The sequence below is a fragment of the Singulisphaera chitinilytica genome (assembly GCF_049331405.1).
Classification (GTDB): Bacteria; Planctomycetota; Planctomycetia; order Isosphaerales; family Isosphaeraceae; genus PoT.
The window spans coordinates 7,764,601-7,781,551 of record NZ_CP186274.1; the positions used below are offsets into that span (position 1 = coordinate 7,764,601).

Genomic DNA, 16,951 nt, shown 5'->3' on the forward strand with positions numbered 1-16,951 from the left:
CCTGTTGCTATCGCCGGTACCCGGCGTCCGTCGTGAATCTCCGCGCATCGTGTCCTGGGAAGGGAGTCCCTCATGGATCGGCGAATGCTGAAGGTCCGTAAGTTCTTGCTTCGGCGCGTGCTGCCGATCTTGCGGCTCTTCCCCTTGCCGTTCGCCTCCCGAGTCGTCGCCGGGATCGGTCGCACCGAGTATCGGATGCACAAGGACCTGCGCGACGGCTTCCAGAACGCGGTTTCTCGGACGAACGAGGTGCTCGGCTGCGACTGGGACATCGACAACGTCAGCCAGGAACTCGCAGGCAACCAGATCTGGTGGCGGACCCGAGACCTCCTGCTCGACGTCGCGAAGAACGAACGCGTCGATCCGATGTTCGTCGTCTCGGGACGTTCCACGCTCGAAGCCGCCAAGGCGCGGGGCCGAGGGGTCATCCTCCTGACGAGCCACTACGGGGCGCACCTGCTCCCCTCGCACTGGCTGGCCAGGCAGGACTATCCTCTCCGGTTCTACATGGAGCGGCCCCGGCACGTCTCCAAGTTCCTCGAACGGCAGTTCCAGAGCGAAGGTCCGCTCGCCCAGGATCGCCTGTTCATCTCGAGGAAAGGCGATGCGACGGGCTCGGCGGGCTCCATCCTGAGAGCGGCCAAGGCTTTGAAGGCGGGGATGCTGCTCTACGTCGCCGGTGATGTGCGTTGGACTGGCCCGAACACGCAGTCGGCTCGATTTCTCGGGCACCGGTACCAGTTCTCGGCGACCTGGGTCAGGCTCGCCGCGATGACGGGAGCCCCGGTGGTCCCTGTTTTCTGCCATATGATGCCGCAGGGGACATACCACCTCGAGTTCCTGACTCCCCTGGAAATCGCGGACTGCGGAGACGATGCGAACCTCACCGAGCACTGGGTCCAGGCCTTCCTGACCCTACTCGAGGACCAAGTTCGACTTCACCCCGCCAACAGTAACGAGTATTTCTTCTGGCCGGAGATGGACTTGCAGGTGGCCTGAGCCTCTTTGCGTCGAATTTGTCGGCATACTTGTCGACATGAGTGGCGAACGCGGCTTCGGGCCTGCAGGCGAGGCAACATGACGAAGGCTTGGTTGGAGGGCGTGCGACCAGGCTTTGAAGTGGTACCTTCGAGGATGTTGCCCCTCGTCCCGAGCATCATGGAAGAAGGTTCTCGATGGTCGACGCGAACGGAAAGCTCCGCATTCGTAGTGGATTGCGCCATTGGCATTGGGCCATCCTTATGTTGGCCTTGGTGCCCGCGGTCTGGCACGTCGTCGATTTCCCCGATGACGTCGACCCGGAATTCCCGAGCGTCTCCAGGCCGACCATGAGCCGTCGACCACCGCCCGCCTACCGTCTTGCGGAGCCGGGAGACACGATCGACCGCGTCGCCATCTACTTCTCCGCCGGGGCGATCATGTTCGCACTCGCGGGATGTGTCCTCGAACGCTCCAAGCCGCGAGTTTGGCCCGCCGCGCTTGCCCTGGCCCTCGCGGGTTACTGGCACGCCTCGACGCCCGGCCCGACCTTCGACGGATGGCACGGGATGGGTTGGCGAGCCGTGTTCGACTCGACGACGCCGTTGGTTGAGAAGCTTGCCCTGGGATCGGGGGCCCTGCTCCTCGCCGCAGTCGTGTTCGGCTCCATCGGTGTCGATCGCGAAAACTGGCGAGCCGTTCGCGATCGACTGAAGAGTCGAGGGGCCTGGCCGCTCGTGATCGCGGCTTTGGTCTTGGTGGTGATCCGTCAGTTCGAGATTCCGGGCGTCGAACCCCTGGGATACTGGCCGCGCTGGGCTTACACCCTGGGGATGCTTGCGTTCGACCTTGCCCTCGTGAAGCTGCTGCTGGGAATTCCGGTCCCCAAATTTTCGCGACGGCTCGCTATCACCACGGTTGGGGCCCTGGGATGGTTTGGGCTGGTGGTGGGCGGGATCTGGATGACCTGGTATCACCGACCCCTAAGTCGGCTCAAGACGGTCGAGCCCGGCAAGATTTACATGAGCGCGATGCCGACCAAGAAAGGCCTCGAGGTCGCTCACGCTCGTCATCAGTTCAAGACGATCATCAACCTCTTCCCCGAAAACACGCATCTGCGTAGCCCCAAGCTCCCCGACGAACTTCAGTTCGCCAAGGAGCACGGTATTCGATATGTCGGCAACCCGGCCTTCGAGAACGAAGAAGACGAGTCGAGCTCTTTCATCAGCTCGACTCTCGAGATCGCGAAGGATCCGAACGCCTGGCCGATCCTCGTCCACTGCCACGGCTGTATGGATCGCACGCCGGCCTGGATGGGGATCTATCGGTTCGTCGTCCAGGGGCGATCTCTCGGCGAGATTCTGCAGGAGATCGAGCGCCATCGCGGCTATCGCCCCAAGGCCTCGGTCACGCTCCTCTACAACCGGGTCCTGCCCTTCTTTGCGCCCGAGAAGTTCGAAGCCGACCCGATGTCCAAGGTCCTGCGGGACGCGGCCTCGCGACTTCCTAGGCCGGGCTCGGGGCAAGTCCGAACCCCGGCGCAGACGCCGAACCCGGAATCGGTCCCTCGTGTCGGAAGCAAGATCGGCCCGCGGGCATGTCTGCCTAGCTTGACACCCGGCCGGCCGACCCTAGAGTTCGTCGTGTCCCACCCAAACCCGCAGGTTCACGAATCGGCCATCTCGTCATGACACCTCAGAAACATTCGAGCGTTATCGCCGAGCGGACTGGCGTCCCCGCGATCAGCACCTTGATGCAGTTGGCACTGGGTAATCCGGACCTGGTTTCCCTTGCGGCAGGCTTCGTCGACCAGCAGAGCCTGCCCATTGACCTCGTGGCCAAGGCCGTCAACGAGCTCGCTCGCTCTCGCTTCGAGGGTCAAAGAGGCCTCCAGTACGGGACGACGCAGGGGGACCTCAGCCTTCGGAAGCATCTGATTCGGATGCTCGAGAAGAACGAAGGGGTACCCGAGGGAGAATTCCAGCACGCCCTACCCCGGACGGTCGTCACGACCGGCTCTCAACAACTCCTCTACCTGATCGCCGAGGCTCTTCTCGATCCCGGCGATATTGTGTTGGTGGAGTCGCCGACGTACTTCGTATATCTGGGTGTGCTCGAGACGCGGGGCGTCGAGGCCATCGGGGTGGAGACCGACTCGGGCGGCCTCAGGCTCGACAAGCTCGAAGCGACCCTGTCCGATCTGGAGGCGCAAGGGCGTCTCGATCGGGTCAAACTCATCTACACGGTTTCGGAGCATTCCAACCCGTCGGGTGTGAGCCTGGCTGCCGACCGCAGGGCCCCGCTGGTGGAGCTGGCCAGGCGCTGGTCGAAGCTGAGATCGATCTACATCCTCGAGGATGCCGCCTACCGCGGCCTGACTTACGACGGCACCGAGCCGAGCAGCGTCTGGCATACGGACAAGACCGAGGAGACCGTCATCCTCGCCAGGACGTTCAGCAAGACGTTCAGCCCAGGCTTGAAGGTGGGCTGGGGGATCTTGCCCCCTTCGTTACTGGAGCCAGTCCTCAGGCTCAAGGGAAATCACGATTTCGGGACCGGGAACTTTTCGCAAGTCTTGCTCGATCACCTGATCAATGAGGGGCATTACGAGGCCCAGATCCAGCACCTCGTGAAGATCTACCGGTCGAAGCGGGACGCGTTGCTGGGGGCTCTCGAGACGCAGTTCCGGAGCTTCGAAGGCCTGGTCTCATGGACGGTCCCGCAAGGTGGCCTTTACGTTTGGCTCACTTTACCTCAGGATCTGGACTCGGGCCCGGAAGGCCCGCTGTTCCGCCGCTGCCTTTCGGAAGGCGTGGTGTATGTGCCGGGAGCCTACGCGTTCGCCGCACAGCCCGCCCCCGTACCGACGAATCATGCTCGGCTTTGTTTCGGCGTGCCGCAGGAAGTTGACCTGGTGGAGGGGATCCGCCGGTTGTCTGTGGCCCTGGCGGATTGTCTCGACCCCGTCGCCTGAGGATGATCGCGGCCGAACGATTCGGCCCGCAGGCGTGGGGAGCGGTTCAACTTTGGCTCGGATGCTGGGGGAATCGCCATGTTCGGAATCCTACAGCGATACGTCATGGGCGAGGTCCTCCGCGCCTTTACCCTGGCGCTCATTACGCTGACGACGGTCATCGTGCTCTTCATGGTGATGATCGAGGCGTCGAAGATCGGGCTTGGGCCGGTGGAGATCGCCAAGCTCGTCCCTTACGTCATACCGACGAGTCTGCCGTACACGATCCCGGTCTCGCTGCTCTTCAGCGTCACCGTCGTCTACGGCCGACTCGCTGCCGACAACGAGATCGTCGCGGTCAAGACGGCGGGCGTCAGCGCCTTCGCCGTCTTGCTCCCGTCTATCACCCTGGGGTTCTTCCTCAGCGTGCTGATGGTCTACCTGTCGTACAGCCCGATCCCGAAGGCGAATCATCATGCCAAGATGATCATGTTCCAGAACCTGGAAGAGCTCTTCTATCGCTGCCTGAAGAAGGATCGCGAGTTCAACAATAACCAGTGGCCGTTCCATATCACGGTGAAGGACGTCGAGGACAAGACGCTCATCGACGCGACCTTCAAGCATCGAGCGGCCGGCTCGCGCGACCCCAACAACTTCGACAGCGTCATCCAGGCCAAGAAGGCGGTCATCCACTTCGACACCCAACGCAAGCTGGCCAGGATCTATCTCGATGGCTCGCACGTCAGCGACCCGCGCAACGACGTGTTCCTGATCAACGACTCGACCATCGAAATGGACATCCCAGGCGATCGAAGTTTGACTGCCGAGAAACGCATCCAGGAGAAGACGACGCCCGAGTTGGTCGCCGATCAGCATGATTTCCGTAAGAAGATGGCGAAGGAACGCAAGATCCAGGCGATGGGCGCAGCTCTCTGGATGGGCATGGGCCGACTGAACCGCGTCGACTGGCCGCAGATCCACCGGTCGTTCGTCGACTACGGCACTTGGGACATGAACTGGAAACAGTTCGAGACCGAGAAGCAGCAGCGCGTGGCCATGGCCTGCGGGCCGCTCTTCTTCGTCCTCCTGGGGGCACCGGTGGGCGTCCTGTTCGCCCGACGAGACTTCTTGAGCGCGTTCATTTCGTGTTTCGTCCCCATCATCATCCTTTACTACCCCCTGATCCTGCTCGGCACGAACATGGGGAAGGAAGGGATCCTGAACCCGACGGTCGCGCTCTGGCTGGGGAATTTCCTCCTGGCCATCCTGTCAGGCTTCGTCTGGCCGTCTGTCATTCGACACTAGTCCTTAGGGTATTCGATCGTAACGAAGTCGTTGCGTCTCGAGCGGAGGGAACCGCCAGTGGGAATCCTCGATCGCCAGCGCTATTGGGCATTCTTCAAGGCGTACCTCATTTGCTTTATCGCCCTCGTCGGCCTCTATGTCGTCATCGATGCATTCTCAAACCTTGACGAGTTCAACAAGCGTGCCAGCGGCATCGAACTCTTCAAGGTGATGGGCTGGTACTATCTCATCCACATGAGCCTCTTCTACGACCGGCTCTGCGGCGTGATCGGGATGATGGCGGCGATCTTCACCGTCACCTGGATGCAGCGCAACAACGAACTGCTCGCCATGCTGGCCGCCGGGATCAGCACCCAGCGCGTGATCCGGCCCGTTTGGATCTCGACCATCGTCGTGAGCCTCCTGGCTGTGCTGAACCAGGAATTCATCATGCCCCCCTATGCGGAGGAACTCCGCAAATCGCACGACGACGACGGCACTCGCAAGATTACCGTGTCGAGCCGGCATGATGACCAATCGATCCTCATCCACGGCCCTTCCGCCGACCGAGCCTCCCGAACGGTCTTCCCCTGCAACGTCACGATCCCCGTGGAGTTCTACGGTCCGCTGATCGAGATCTCGGCGAAGCAGGCACGATATATCCCACCGGATGCCCCCAACGCCCCGCTCAAAGGGGGGTGGCTGCTGCGTGCGGCGAAGCTCAGCCCCGCACTCGACGACACGATCTTCGGGGATGGGCCTATCATCCCGATCACCGACCTCAAGGGGTTTCCACCGGCCTTCGGCGAAATCCCTAACCTCGGCGGCAAGAATTACTTCCTGAAAAGCAACCTGACGTTCGAATCGGTGGCTCGAGGCCGCGACTGGTACATGTTTGCCACGACCCCTTCTTTGATTCGAAGTCTCTCCGACCGGTCCAATCACTCGACGGAGAAACTCGATATCGCCGTCTTCCTCCATGGACGGTTGATCCGCCCGCTCTTGAGCCTCTGCCTGATGATGCTCAGCCTCCCGCTTGTGCTCGGCGGTTACGGGAGGAACATGTTTATCAACCTTGGCATGTCGCTCGGGACCTCGGCCATCTTCTACGCGATGATGTTCCTGTCGAGCTACCTCGGCGGGCACTCCGTCATCTCTCCGGAGCTCGCAGCCTGGGCTCCCCTGATCGGATTCGGCTCCATCGCCGTCGCTCGCTGGGATCGAATTCGTACATGATGTTGCGATAACAGAAGCCGGAGCTCAAGTCGTCGAGATCGGTGGTTTGCGGGTCAAGGCGGCCGATCTTCCCGCGCCGGTGACGTGCCCAGAGAGGGGCACGGACCTGGCGTTGTGGCGGGATGGACGCCCATACCCCTCAAAGTCGTCGATCACGGTTGTCTTTTCGTCCAGGTCTTCTATAATAACTTTTTGCGTCAGCCCACCTTTCGTGTGGAAGGGTGGGTTTTTTCCTAACTATCGTTCCAAACTGAGCCAGGGCAGCCATCGATTCGATCAATCGAGGATTGAGTCGGTTTCCTTGGAGGATTGCGATCCTGACCAGATCATTCCTCCGGGTGGTAAGCCCAACCCCCCCGCAACTCGCGAGGGATCGTTTCGAAACGGACAAACATGGTAGATCGCAACCTGCTCCGCGAATTCGACGTCAGCGACGATGAACTCATCGCCGTAGTTGCCGGTGAGAACGAGTCTGGAGACTTCGAGCAGTATCTGAGCGCAGGTCAGAGCTTCGAGGTCGGCGGCATCGTCTCTGGTAAGGTGATCGAGATCGTTGGCGACCAGGTGGTCGTCGATGTCGGCTATAAGTCGGAAGGCCTCGTACCCCTGAACGAGTGGGAAGACGAGCCCCCGCCCCAGCCGGGCGAGAGCGTCGAGGTCCTCCTCGAAGGCATGGAGGACGAGACTGGCGAGATCGTCCTGTCGCGCAAGAAGGCGCACAGGATGCGTGCCTGGGAGATGGTGATCTCCAAGTACCACGAAGGCGACGTGGTCAAGGGCAAGGTCACCCGCAAGATCAAGGGCGGGTTGCTGGTCGATATCGGCGTGAACGTGTTCCTGCCGGCGAGCCAGGTCGATATCCGTCGTCCGTCGGATATCGCCGACTACATCGATCAAGACATCGAGTGCATGATCCTCAAGATCGACGAAGGACGACGCAACATCGTCGTCAGCCGTCGTAAGCTCATCGAGATTACGCGCGAGCAGCAGAAGAAGCAGCTCCTCGCCGAGATCGAGAAGGATCAGATCCGGGTCGGCACGGTCAAGAACATCGCCGACTTCGGCGCGTTCGTCGACCTCGGTGGCATCGACGGTCTGTTGCACATCACCGACATGAGCTGGGGCCGCATCAATCACCCCAGCGATATGGTCAAGATCGACGACCAGATCGAGGTGATGGTCCTTCACGTCGACAAGGACCGCGAGAAGATCGCGCTCGGCCTCAAGCAGAAGTCCGCCAGCCCGTGGGAGAACGTCGCCGACAAGTACCCGGTCGGCACCCGCGTCATGGGTGAGGTGGTCAACGTGATGAGCTACGGTGCCTTCGTGAAGCTCGAAGAGGGCATCGAGGGCCTCGTCCACATCTCCGAAATGAGCTGGACGAAGCGCATCAACCACCCGAGCGAGCTCGTCCAGATCGGCGACAAGATCGAAGTGGTGGTCCTGGGCATCAACAAGGAGAAACAGGAAATCTCCTTGGGTATGAAGCAGACCCAGACCAACCCGTGGGATCAGGTCGCCAACAAGTATCCGCCGGGCACCATGATCGAAGGCACCGTTCGCAACCTGACGAACTACGGTGCGTTCATCGAGATCGAAGAAGGCATCGATGGCCTTCTCCACATCTCGGACATGAGCTGGACCCGCAAGATCGGTCACCCCAACGAACTGCTCGAGAAGGGCCAGCGCATCAGCTGCCAGGTCCTCAACGTCGACCAGGATCGCAAACGAATCGCGCTTGGTCTCAAGCAGCTTCGCGAAGATCCCTGGGAGACCGACATCCCGAATCGTTACGAGCCGGGTGACGTCGTCAAAGGCAAGGTCACCAAGCTCACCAACTTCGGCGTCTTCGTGGAGCTCGAGCCCGGTCTCGAAGGACTTCTCCACATCTCCGAGCTGGCCGACCACAAGGTCGACAGCCCCGAGGAAGTCGTCAAGGTTGGCGACGACATCGAGGTGAAGGTCCTGCGCGTCGACCGCGGCGAGCGCAAGATCGGCCTCTCGCGAAAGAAGGCCCACTGGACCAAGGGCGACGAAGAGGGCGAGGAGACCGAGGGTCAGGCCGCAACTCCGGCCGCTCCCAAGGCCGAAGCCAAACCCGAGTCCAAGGAAACGCGGGAACTCAAGGGTGGCCTCGGCGGCGGTGGCCTCCTCTTCAGCATGGGTGGCACCTCGACCGAAACCCCTGCCGATGCCCCGTACGAGTCTTCCTCTGAAGAGCCGACCGAAGAGTAAGATCGTGTCACAATCGGTTTGAGCGGTGTCCGCGACTTAGCGAGCATCGCTTTACACCGAACAGTGCGCTTGAACTCAATATGGACCACCGATTCCAACCTTGGAGTCGGTGGTCCATTTTTTTGCCTCTCGTTATCAGGGCTCGAAGAATCCGGATCACAAAATCCGCTCATTCTGTGTGACACGATATTGATTCGTTCACCTCCTTTCCGTCAGTTCTCATCTCATTGGTTCATGTTACGATCACGATCAAACTTCTTTCTCAATCTTCCCATCTTTACTGGTCGCTCGTAACTCGAACGGATTGCCTGAAGCAGCAAACCGCTATATAGTGCATTTCCCCGAAACCTCCTAGACTTCCAAAACCGTTTTAAGTTATCACGGTAGTGTTCCGATACCTTGGGTTAGACCGTGAGCGGACGCGAGGATTGGGAGAGCGAGGGAGACCTTTGGCGGGTTGAAGTCACAAGGTCAGTGCGGATCCTACCTCAAGATCGTGGGCTTGCGGGATTTGCGAAGGGGAGGGCGACCTGAGGTGGCGAGGCGGGAGGCCGGCTACTGCTCGGGGGGACGCCTGGACCCGTTTTGGTGCGCGGAACGAGGACTCCAGACCAACCTGGCCGAGGCAGTTGTCTCGGCCGACCAAACGCTTGTGAGACGACCTCGGATCCCTCGGACCGTTTTCCCCTACCAACTGCGGACCCAGTTACGACCGACCCTACGAGGATCTTCATGGCCCGTATTCGCCGACACCGCCGAGACACGGTACAAAGTCCCCTGGAGACTTACCTCCGGGAGATTAACGAGACGGCGCTCCTGACTGCTGACGAAGAGAAGATGCTGGCACACCGGATTGCCGAGGGGGATAAGAGCGCGCGTGACCGCATGGTCCGCGCCAACCTTCGCCTGGTCGTCAACATCGCCCGCGGCTACGTCGGCAAGGGCCTATCGCTCCAGGACCTGATCGAAGAGGGGAATCTTGGCCTCCTCCGCGCCGTCGAGGGCTTCGACCCCGGCGTGGGAACCAGGTTCAGCACTTACGCGAGCTACTGGATCAAGCAGTCGATCAAGCGGGCATTGGTCAACACGGCCAAGCCGATTCGCATCCCCGCCTACATGGTCGAACTGCTCTTCAAATGGCGCCGAATGTCGTCCGATCTTCAGGACTCCCTGGGTCGCCCCCCGACGGTCGAGGAGATCGCTCGTGCCCTCGAGCTGCCCAAGAAGAAACTGGCGATCGTCAAGAAGGCGATCAAGGTCTATAACCTCGTCCCGCAGACGGATCAGCCGGAAAACGGCTGGAGCCTCGGCGAGATGTTGATGGACGAGCGAACCCGCGCCCCGGACGTTGAGATGCTCGAGGCCGACAACCTCAAGCTCGTCATGCACCGGCTTGAGGAGATGGATAAGCGCGAGGCCACCGTGCTCCGCATGCGGTTCGGACTCAACGATGCCCCCCCCAAGACCCTCAAGGAGATCGGGGAATCGCTGGGCCTGACCCGCGAACGCGTACGCCAGATCGAGAACGAGGCCCTCGGCAAACTCTCCGCGACCTTCCACGCTGACTGACCATCAGCAAGCATTCGAAAACCATCGAGGCCGGGCAAGGAGGTGAGTTCGACTCACTCCCCTGCTCCGGCCTCGTGTGCGTCTATGTCTCTGCGGCACTTACTCGTGCCTCATCCCGCCGCTTCTCGGCCTCGCGAGTGAAGTGTATCGCTTGCGGCAGCGCTGGAAGACCAGGCCGACTCCGCAAGCGAGAAGCACCACGAGGGTTGTCGGCTCGGGGACGGTCGCGACCAGCGGAGAGTTATAACCCAGCGTGTTGCTGGAGTCGATCGTCGTCGCGAAGCTGCGATTGAAGTTGCCGTCGAACGCGCTGTTCAACTCGGGATGCATCTCCATGTAGAGATCAGGCCCGAACGTGTTCGCCAGCAACCCCCCCGTGACCTTCAGGTCGAGGTTGAACGCGGACGAGGTGCCAGCTTGAGACCCGAAAGCCTTGGGTGTCCCGCTGAGCAGGAGTCCTCGATACTCCTGGCCGGCGATGTTCACCGAGCCATAGAGTGAATAAGAATTGGATGCGTCATTGATCAGCCGTCCGTTCTGGTCGAGTCGGAGGTTGAGGATCTGGGTGCGCGTACCGTCGCTGTCGGGTTGGATGATCGACTCATTGGCGACCGCGGGCCCCGTGCTCAGCAGGTACGGGGTGTTCGTGACGCGGAAGTTCCCGGTTTGCGTGGCGGGGTCGTAGTCGTAACTCTGCTCGCCAGTGATCGAGCCGGCGAGGTCAGGATAGTTGCGACCCCCCGGTTGCTGAATCAATTCTGCCGACGTACGAACGCTCAGCAGCCCGGCAAATAGTACCGACAACCCCGCCAGTATTGTGTAGCGGCGCATCCGGTGCATGGGAAATCCCTTTCGGTCGTCCTTTGCCCGAAGTTTGGGCTGGACATGCCCTCGTCGTTTCCTGCGTCCGCATGAATGCGGACACGAGGCTTACGAGCCACGTCCCCCAAAAGGCCTCGAGATTCGTGGCACCCTGACATCCATGGGGTCAATCAAGAAGGCGGGCCACGGCGAGGCGTGGTATAGCCGCTCGGTCTCCGTCCGAAATCGATTCCAACTCCCTTTGGCAACGGCTTTGTCGTTCGAATCCTGAACGAACGACATCAACTGAGAACCGCCGATTGCGCGGCAATTGCGAAGCGGATTGATCGAGTTGGGAGGGACCTTACTCGATCAGCAAGGTGGCTGTCAATGTCGACCTGATCCCGAGGTTCCTTGCTTTTGGTGCAATCGGTCATGAGTTGTTTAATAACTCCTCATCTTCCAATTTATTTAAGGCAATGGATTTGTCGGGATCGAGAGTTCGATGCGATCCAACCACGGCTTCGCAATCGCGAGGGAGAACTCGCGAGGTTCACCGATTCAAGAGGATTTGATGAGCTCGATGCCGTTCACCTTGGCACCGCCTACGACATTGATGAACTTAATCGTCACTTTTCCGTTAGCGTCGGCCGTTGCGGAGAACGTCCTCACGATCGCTTTGTTCGCGGCTCCGGCGGCCGCGAAGATATCGAAGTTGGTGAGGACCGAGGTCCCATTGATGGCCACATTGAACTTTCGCTGGTCAGCCCCGTTGAAGTAGTTCTCGGCGAAGTGTAGGCGTACCAGGTACGTGGCTCCGGGCACGAGGTTGGGGACGTTGTATGTGAAGTCGGTCCCGGTGTATCGCTCGGTCTGGTAGACGCTCTCCGGTGCGGGGCTATACATGCCGCTGGTGTCGATGGGGCTCGTCGTCTGGAAGACCGATCCGCCGCTGAAGTCGGCATCGGCCGAGAAGATTCCCGATGCTGACGAGGCACCCGCCGCGATCACGGTCGTCGTGGGCTGAGTCGGGATCGATGTGCTTCCGAGCACCTGAATGCCACTGACCTCGGCCCCGCCCTGCACGTTGGTGAAGGTCACCGTGACCTTGCCGCTCGAGTCGGCCGTGGCCGTGAAGGTCTGCACGACCGCCTTGTTCGTGGCTCCCGCCGTCGCCAGGATGTCGAACTTCGAGAGGACCTTCTGGCCGTTGATCGCCACGTCGAACTGCCGCTGGCCAGCCGACTGATAGTAGACCTCAGCGAAGTGGAGCCGGATTGTGTACGTGCTGCCCGGCGTCAAGTTGGGGACGACGTATGAGAAGCTCGTGCCCGTCCATCGCTGGGCCTGGTAAACCGCCTGAGGGGCCGGATCCGAGACGCCGCTCAGGTCGATCGGATTCGTGGACGAGAACGTGTTCCCGCCCTGGTAATCGGCGTCAGCCAGATAGGCTCCCTGATTCGAGGTAGATCCGGCGCCGATGGCGATCCCCGTCTGTTGTGGGGCCGAGGCCCCGGGGATCATCTGGATCCCATTGACCTTGGCTCCTCCCGCCACGTTTGTGAAGACGATCGTGACCTTGCCGCTAGCATCCGACTGGGTCGTGAAGGTCTCGACGATGGCCTTATTCGCGCCTCCAGCCGCGGCGAAGATGTCGAAATTGGTGAGCACACTTTGATTGTTGATTGCTACGTTGAATGTGCGCTGGCCGGGGGCGTTGAAATAGTTCTCGGCGAAGTGGAGCCGAACCGTATAAGCGGAGTTGGGGGTTAGGTTCGCGACGGTGTAGGAGAAGTTCGTCCCCGTCCATCGTTCCGACTGATAGACCGCCTGGGGAGCCGGATCAGCGACGCCGCTCGTGTTGATGGCGGCCGTCGTGCTGAATGTCGAGCCGCCGCTGAAACCGGTGTCGGACGAATACGAGCCCTGCGTCACGCTCGAGCCAGCTGCGATGGAGGTTCCGGCGACGCTCGTCGAGGACTTGATCGGAACCTGGATCGACCGGGACAACGACCCCGAGGTCGCTGTGATCTTGACGCTGCTCGAACCGGTGCTGGGGGCGGTGAAGAGTCCGCTGCTGCTGATCGTGCCCGCGCTCGCGGTCCAGTTCACCGACGTCGGTGCTCCGACCGCATTCCCGAACTGATCCGCGAAGCTCGTGGTGAAGGCCTGCGAGGAGCCGGCGGCGACCGAGGCGTTCTGCGGCTGAATCGAAAGTGATGAGGGGATCGCCTTCACCGTCACGCTCACGTTGCTGGAGACGGTGCTGCCATTCTGGTTCGTGATCGTGACTTGGAAGGTGTAGTTGCCGGCCTGGGAGAACTGAGCGGTGATCGACTTGCCGGAGTTCGTTCCGTTAGCGTTCGACGGGCTGAAAGACACACCGGAGCCGCTGAGGACGGACCATTTGTAGGTCAGGCTGCTCTCGCCCGAACTGTAAGCACCGAGCACACTGAGGGTTGTGCTGCTGGCTGTGACCGTGGAGGGATTCGCGGATGCCGCCGTTGCGATCGTGGGGCCGACGAGGGCACTCACCGCGTTTGCCGGGCTGATGACCGCCCCGGTCTTGATCAGGTTCGTAAGCCCCGCCGACTTTTGCGCCGTGGACTCGATGAGGTCCACGCGATGCGACGCGCTCATGTTCGGCGCCAGGGCTGAGACGACTCCCGCAATGCCCGAGACATATCCAGCCGCATAAGATGTGGCGTTTTGAATCGCCGGGGCACCTATGTCGACCTTGATCGGCCCGTAGTTCGAGACCGAGGTCAGATTGCCCGAGGAATCGGTCGAGGCCGCGACCATGAGATTCGGCGCGACCACCGAGGTCGGATACAGGCCATACGGATAATATCCATTCAGTTGCGGATCGGTGCTGTCGAGGTTGTAGTGGTCGTTCCCCGCGCCTGTGACGACGATGGCCCCTTTACTATTGGCGTAGGCTATCGCGTCAGCGAAATTCGGATTCGTTTTTATGTAGGAAGGGTCCGGATTATTGGGCACATTCCCCGGGCCATCGCTGGTCTCGGCGAAGACAATGCTGATATTGATAACCTTGGCATTGTGGTAGGCCGCATAGAAGATGCCCCGGAGGATTGCGTTGAACGACGCGCTGTCCTCCGTACCCGAGTTGTTCGTCACCCGGATCGGCATGATCTTCACGTCGGGCTTCGACGAGCCGGCCGACTGCTGGGCCGCAACGATACCGGAGACGATCGAATCGGCGACCGTCGAACCGTGGCCGTGGCCCGAGCCCAGGCTATTATCTGCGATGTTGCTGCCGTCGGCTTTGGCGGTTTGCTGGGTGTAGGCATTGTACCCGCTCGCGATGTCGTAGTACGGCGAGTCGGCGGCGCTATTGAGGTCGACACCTGTGTCAATCTCGGCGATGAGGGTGCTGAGGAGACGACGAGTTTCGAGCGGTTCCGGTTGAGCACGAGCGAACCGGCGTGCCTGTTTTGGTCGCAAGGTTGTCACCTCAGTTGGAGTCTGAAGTCGACATCGCCCGGGGCAGACGTCGCGCCGAGGAGGGTCAATCAGTGCCTGTCGCTGGCCACACCCGTACTTTGAAAGATCGTTTGCAATAGTCCAACGCTCATTGAACGCTTTCGTTCAAAATTGGGATGAATCGTGTTTATTGAGCGGTTCGTGACGGATATGCACGGTTCGTGTTTGAGCTGTCCGCGTAAAAAGGGCGTAATCGCATATCCCCGCGGGTGGATTTGTCAGTGTCAAAGTTTCATCTGGCCGATTCCTGAGTGCGTGTTTGTTCGCCAGCAGCGATCCGGACGCACCGATCTTGTCTTGGATTCAGATCTTGGGGGTCGCTCGCCTTATCCGGTTCCACGCCGGATTGTGGTCGTGAAACCACTCTGTAACAGCGATTGATCGTGGAGAGATGGTGTTAAAGAGGGCTTGCAGAATTTGAGGTTCTGGATGAATTAGCTTTAGCTTGTGGCGAGAGGAAATTCTGCCGAGCATTGAAAGTTTGGCGGCAGTGAGCGTGCGGCAGGCTGTAGGCTGAGCTTTTTTCATTCGGGTGTCGAATCCATACTTGGAAACACTTCCAAGATCGACGGTTTGACGGTCCCGAGAGTCATCCCCGTCAGCTCCTGAGCAGGAAAATCAAGGCATGGAAACGTCTAGAATTGCCCAAATCCTGGATGAGATGGGGACTCTGCTCGAGATCCAGGGGGAAAACCCCTTCCGATGCCGTGCCTATCACAACGCGTCGCAGGCCTTGCGCGCCTTGCCAACCGATCTCTCCGGAATGATCGCCGACGGCAGCCTGTCCGAAATCCCCGGCATCGGCGAGACGATGCTCACCAAGATCGTCCAGTTGGCCACGAGCGGCCACCTGCCCTCCTTCGACAAACTCAAACAGGAGACCCCGCCCGGTCTGGTCGAGTTGCTGCGGATTCCGGGACTTGGACCCAAGAAGATCAAGCAACTGCGGGATGATCTCAAGATCGAGAGCCTCGCCGATCTCCGCGCCGCCGGCGAGGCGGGCAAGATCGCGGCGCTCAAGGGGTTCGGAGCGAAGACGGAAGCCAAGATCCTGGAGGGGATTAGCTTCGTCGAGTCGACGGGCGACCGCATCCTCATCAGCGAGGCCAGGAGACTCGTCGCCCCGATCCTTGAGGCCGTCCGTCAACATCCCGACGTGGACCAGGCCGAGATTTGCGGCAGTCTTCGCCGTTGTGCCGAGACGATCGGTGATATCGATATCCTCTTCAGTTCCAAAACCCCGGAATCGACGTTGAACGCCTTCGTCAAGCTTCCGGAGGTGGCGCAGGTCCTGGCGCAGGGTCCGACGAAGGCAAGTGTCCGACTCGCCGGCGGTGTCCAGTGCGACCTGCGCGGGGTGGACGAGGCTCAGTTCCCCTTCGCCCTCCACTACTTCACCGGCTCGAAGGCCCACAACATCGCGATGCGGCGGCGAGCCATCGCCCGCGGTTACTCGTTGAATGAGTACGACCTCGACGGCGACAAGAAAGCCCCGACTTGCCATACGGAAGCGGATATCTTCAAGGCCCTGGACCTTCACTACATCCCGCCCGAGTTGCGCGAGGACCTGGGCGAACTAGAACTCGCCGAGAAGGCCCCCCTGCCGCGACTCGTGACCGTCGACGACCTCAAGGGGACCTTCCACTGCCACACCGACTGGAGCGACGGCAACGCGACCCTCGAGGAGATGGCGGAGGCGGCGCGTTCGTTAGGCCTCAAGTACCTCGGGATCGCCGACCACTCCCAGGCGGCTCGCTATGCGGGGGGACTGACGGTGGATCGGGTCCGCGATCAGTGGGAAGCCATTGACGCACTCAACAGGAAGTTCGGAGACTCCTTCCACCTCTTCAAGGGGACGGAGTGCGACATCCTCGGGGACGGATCGCTTGATTATCCCGACGAGATCCTCGATGGCTTCGACTACGTCGTGGCGAGCGTCCACTCTCAATTCGGCCTACCGAGGGCGGCAATGACCGAGCGGATTGTCCGGGCGGTATCGAATCCTAGAGTCACGATGCTCGGACATCCCACGGGCCGGCTCCTCCTCGCCCGCGAGGGTTACGATGTCGACCTCGACGCCGTTATCGAGGCCGCCGCGAAATCCTCGACCATGATCGAGATCAACGCGAACCCGCATCGCCTCGACCTCGACGCGATCCATTGCCGACGAGCCCGAGCCCTCGGGGTCACGATCGTGATCAACCCCGACGCCCACTCGACGGGAGGGATCGCCGACCTGAGCTATGGCATCGACGTCGCCCGCCGCGCGGGTCTGACCGCGGACGATATCTGGAACACCGCGGGCCTGACGGATGTGAAGAAACAATTGGCGAAACGGAAGACCTCGCGGAGCTGACTCCACCAAACGCTGTGAAGAGCCTCCCTTGCGAG

General features: G+C 60.7%; 10 protein-coding genes. 8 read left to right on the plus strand and 2 right to left on the minus strand.

Translation table 11 applies throughout. From position 1 onward, the window contains the following. Positions 1 to 72 precede the first annotated feature (72 nt). The 7 genes from ACOYYX_RS30290 (at position 73) to ACOYYX_RS30320 (ending at position 10,255) form a co-directional block, all read left to right on the plus strand. Complete coding sequence (locus tag ACOYYX_RS30290) at positions 73 to 999, plus strand: lysophospholipid acyltransferase family protein (RefSeq protein WP_422926432.1); 927 nt, start codon at positions 73 to 75, stop codon at positions 997 to 999. A 242-nt stretch (positions 1,000 to 1,241) separates the two neighbouring features. Continuing rightward, positions 1,242 to 2,669 carry a protein tyrosine phosphatase gene (locus ACOYYX_RS30295; protein ID WP_422926433.1) on the plus strand — a complete coding sequence of 476 codons (1,428 nt, stop codon included), beginning with the start codon at positions 1,242 to 1,244 and terminating at the stop codon, positions 2,667 to 2,669. Further along, the gene (locus tag ACOYYX_RS30300; protein WP_422926434.1) at positions 2,666 to 3,952 is read left to right on the plus strand and encodes a PLP-dependent aminotransferase family protein; all 1,287 of its coding nucleotides are present in this window, start codon (positions 2,666 to 2,668) and stop codon (positions 3,950 to 3,952) included. Before ACOYYX_RS30295 ends, ACOYYX_RS30300 begins: the two co-directional genes overlap by 4 nt. A 78-nt stretch (positions 3,953 to 4,030) precedes the next feature. Then, positions 4,031 to 5,236, plus strand: coding sequence for an LptF/LptG family permease (locus ACOYYX_RS30305; RefSeq protein WP_422926435.1), 1,206 nt, complete (start codon positions 4,031 to 4,033; stop codon positions 5,234 to 5,236). A 57-nt stretch (positions 5,237 to 5,293) separates the two neighbouring features. After that, complete coding sequence (locus ACOYYX_RS30310; RefSeq protein ID WP_422926436.1) at positions 5,294 to 6,451, plus strand: LptF/LptG family permease; 1,158 nt, start codon at positions 5,294 to 5,296, stop codon at positions 6,449 to 6,451. Positions 6,452 to 6,844: 393 nt separating this feature from the next. Continuing rightward, complete coding sequence (locus ACOYYX_RS30315; RefSeq protein WP_422926437.1) at positions 6,845 to 8,686, plus strand: 30S ribosomal protein S1; 1,842 nt, start codon at positions 6,845 to 6,847, stop codon at positions 8,684 to 8,686. A gap of 732 nt (positions 8,687 to 9,418) precedes the next feature. Further along, positions 9,419 to 10,255: a sigma-70 family RNA polymerase sigma factor gene (locus tag ACOYYX_RS30320; protein WP_422926438.1), complete on the plus strand. Its 837-nt coding sequence runs from the start codon at positions 9,419 to 9,421 to the stop codon at positions 10,253 to 10,255. A 99-nt stretch (positions 10,256 to 10,354) separates the two neighbouring features. Here the strand turns inward: ACOYYX_RS30320 and ACOYYX_RS30325 are convergent, their stop codons facing one another. After that, positions 10,355 to 11,095: a PEP-CTERM sorting domain-containing protein gene (locus tag ACOYYX_RS30325; protein ID WP_422926439.1), complete on the minus strand. Its 741-nt coding sequence runs from the start codon at positions 11,093 to 11,095 to the stop codon at positions 10,355 to 10,357. A gap of 522 nt (positions 11,096 to 11,617) precedes the next feature. Continuing rightward, positions 11,618 to 14,521 (minus strand): malectin domain-containing carbohydrate-binding protein, encoded by a 2,904-nt coding sequence (locus ACOYYX_RS30330; protein WP_422926440.1) that lies wholly within the window; start codon positions 14,519 to 14,521, stop codon positions 11,618 to 11,620. Between the two features lie 664 nt (positions 14,522 to 15,185). Between ACOYYX_RS30330 and polX the strand changes: the two genes are divergently transcribed. Further along, positions 15,186 to 16,916, plus strand: a complete 1,731-nt coding sequence (polX, locus tag ACOYYX_RS30335) for a DNA polymerase/3'-5' exonuclease PolX (protein WP_422926441.1) — start codon at positions 15,186 to 15,188, stop codon at positions 16,914 to 16,916. Positions 16,917 to 16,951 lie beyond the last annotated feature (35 nt).

Excerpts from the sequence above, each read along its gene's own strand:
- ACOYYX_RS30290 (WP_422926432.1), top strand. The coding sequence starts at position 73 with ATGGATCGGCGAATGCTGAAGGTCCGTAAGTTCTTGCTTCGGCGCGTG.
- ACOYYX_RS30295 (WP_422926433.1), top strand. The coding sequence starts at position 1,242 with ATGTTGGCCTTGGTGCCCGCGGTCTGGCACGTCGTCGATTTCCCCGAT.
- ACOYYX_RS30300 (WP_422926434.1), top strand. The coding sequence starts at position 2,666 with ATGACACCTCAGAAACATTCGAGCGTTATCGCCGAGCGGACTGGCGTC.
- ACOYYX_RS30305 (WP_422926435.1), top strand. The coding sequence starts at position 4,031 with ATGTTCGGAATCCTACAGCGATACGTCATGGGCGAGGTCCTCCGCGCC.
- ACOYYX_RS30315 (WP_422926437.1), top strand. The coding sequence starts at position 6,845 with ATGGTAGATCGCAACCTGCTCCGCGAATTCGACGTCAGCGACGATGAA.
- ACOYYX_RS30320 (WP_422926438.1), top strand. The coding sequence starts at position 9,419 with ATGGCCCGTATTCGCCGACACCGCCGAGACACGGTACAAAGTCCCCTG.
- ACOYYX_RS30325 (WP_422926439.1), bottom strand. The coding sequence starts at position 11,095 with ATGCACCGGATGCGCCGCTACACAATACTGGCGGGGTTGTCGGTACTA.
- polX (WP_422926441.1), top strand. The coding sequence starts at position 15,186 with ATGGAAACGTCTAGAATTGCCCAAATCCTGGATGAGATGGGGACTCTG.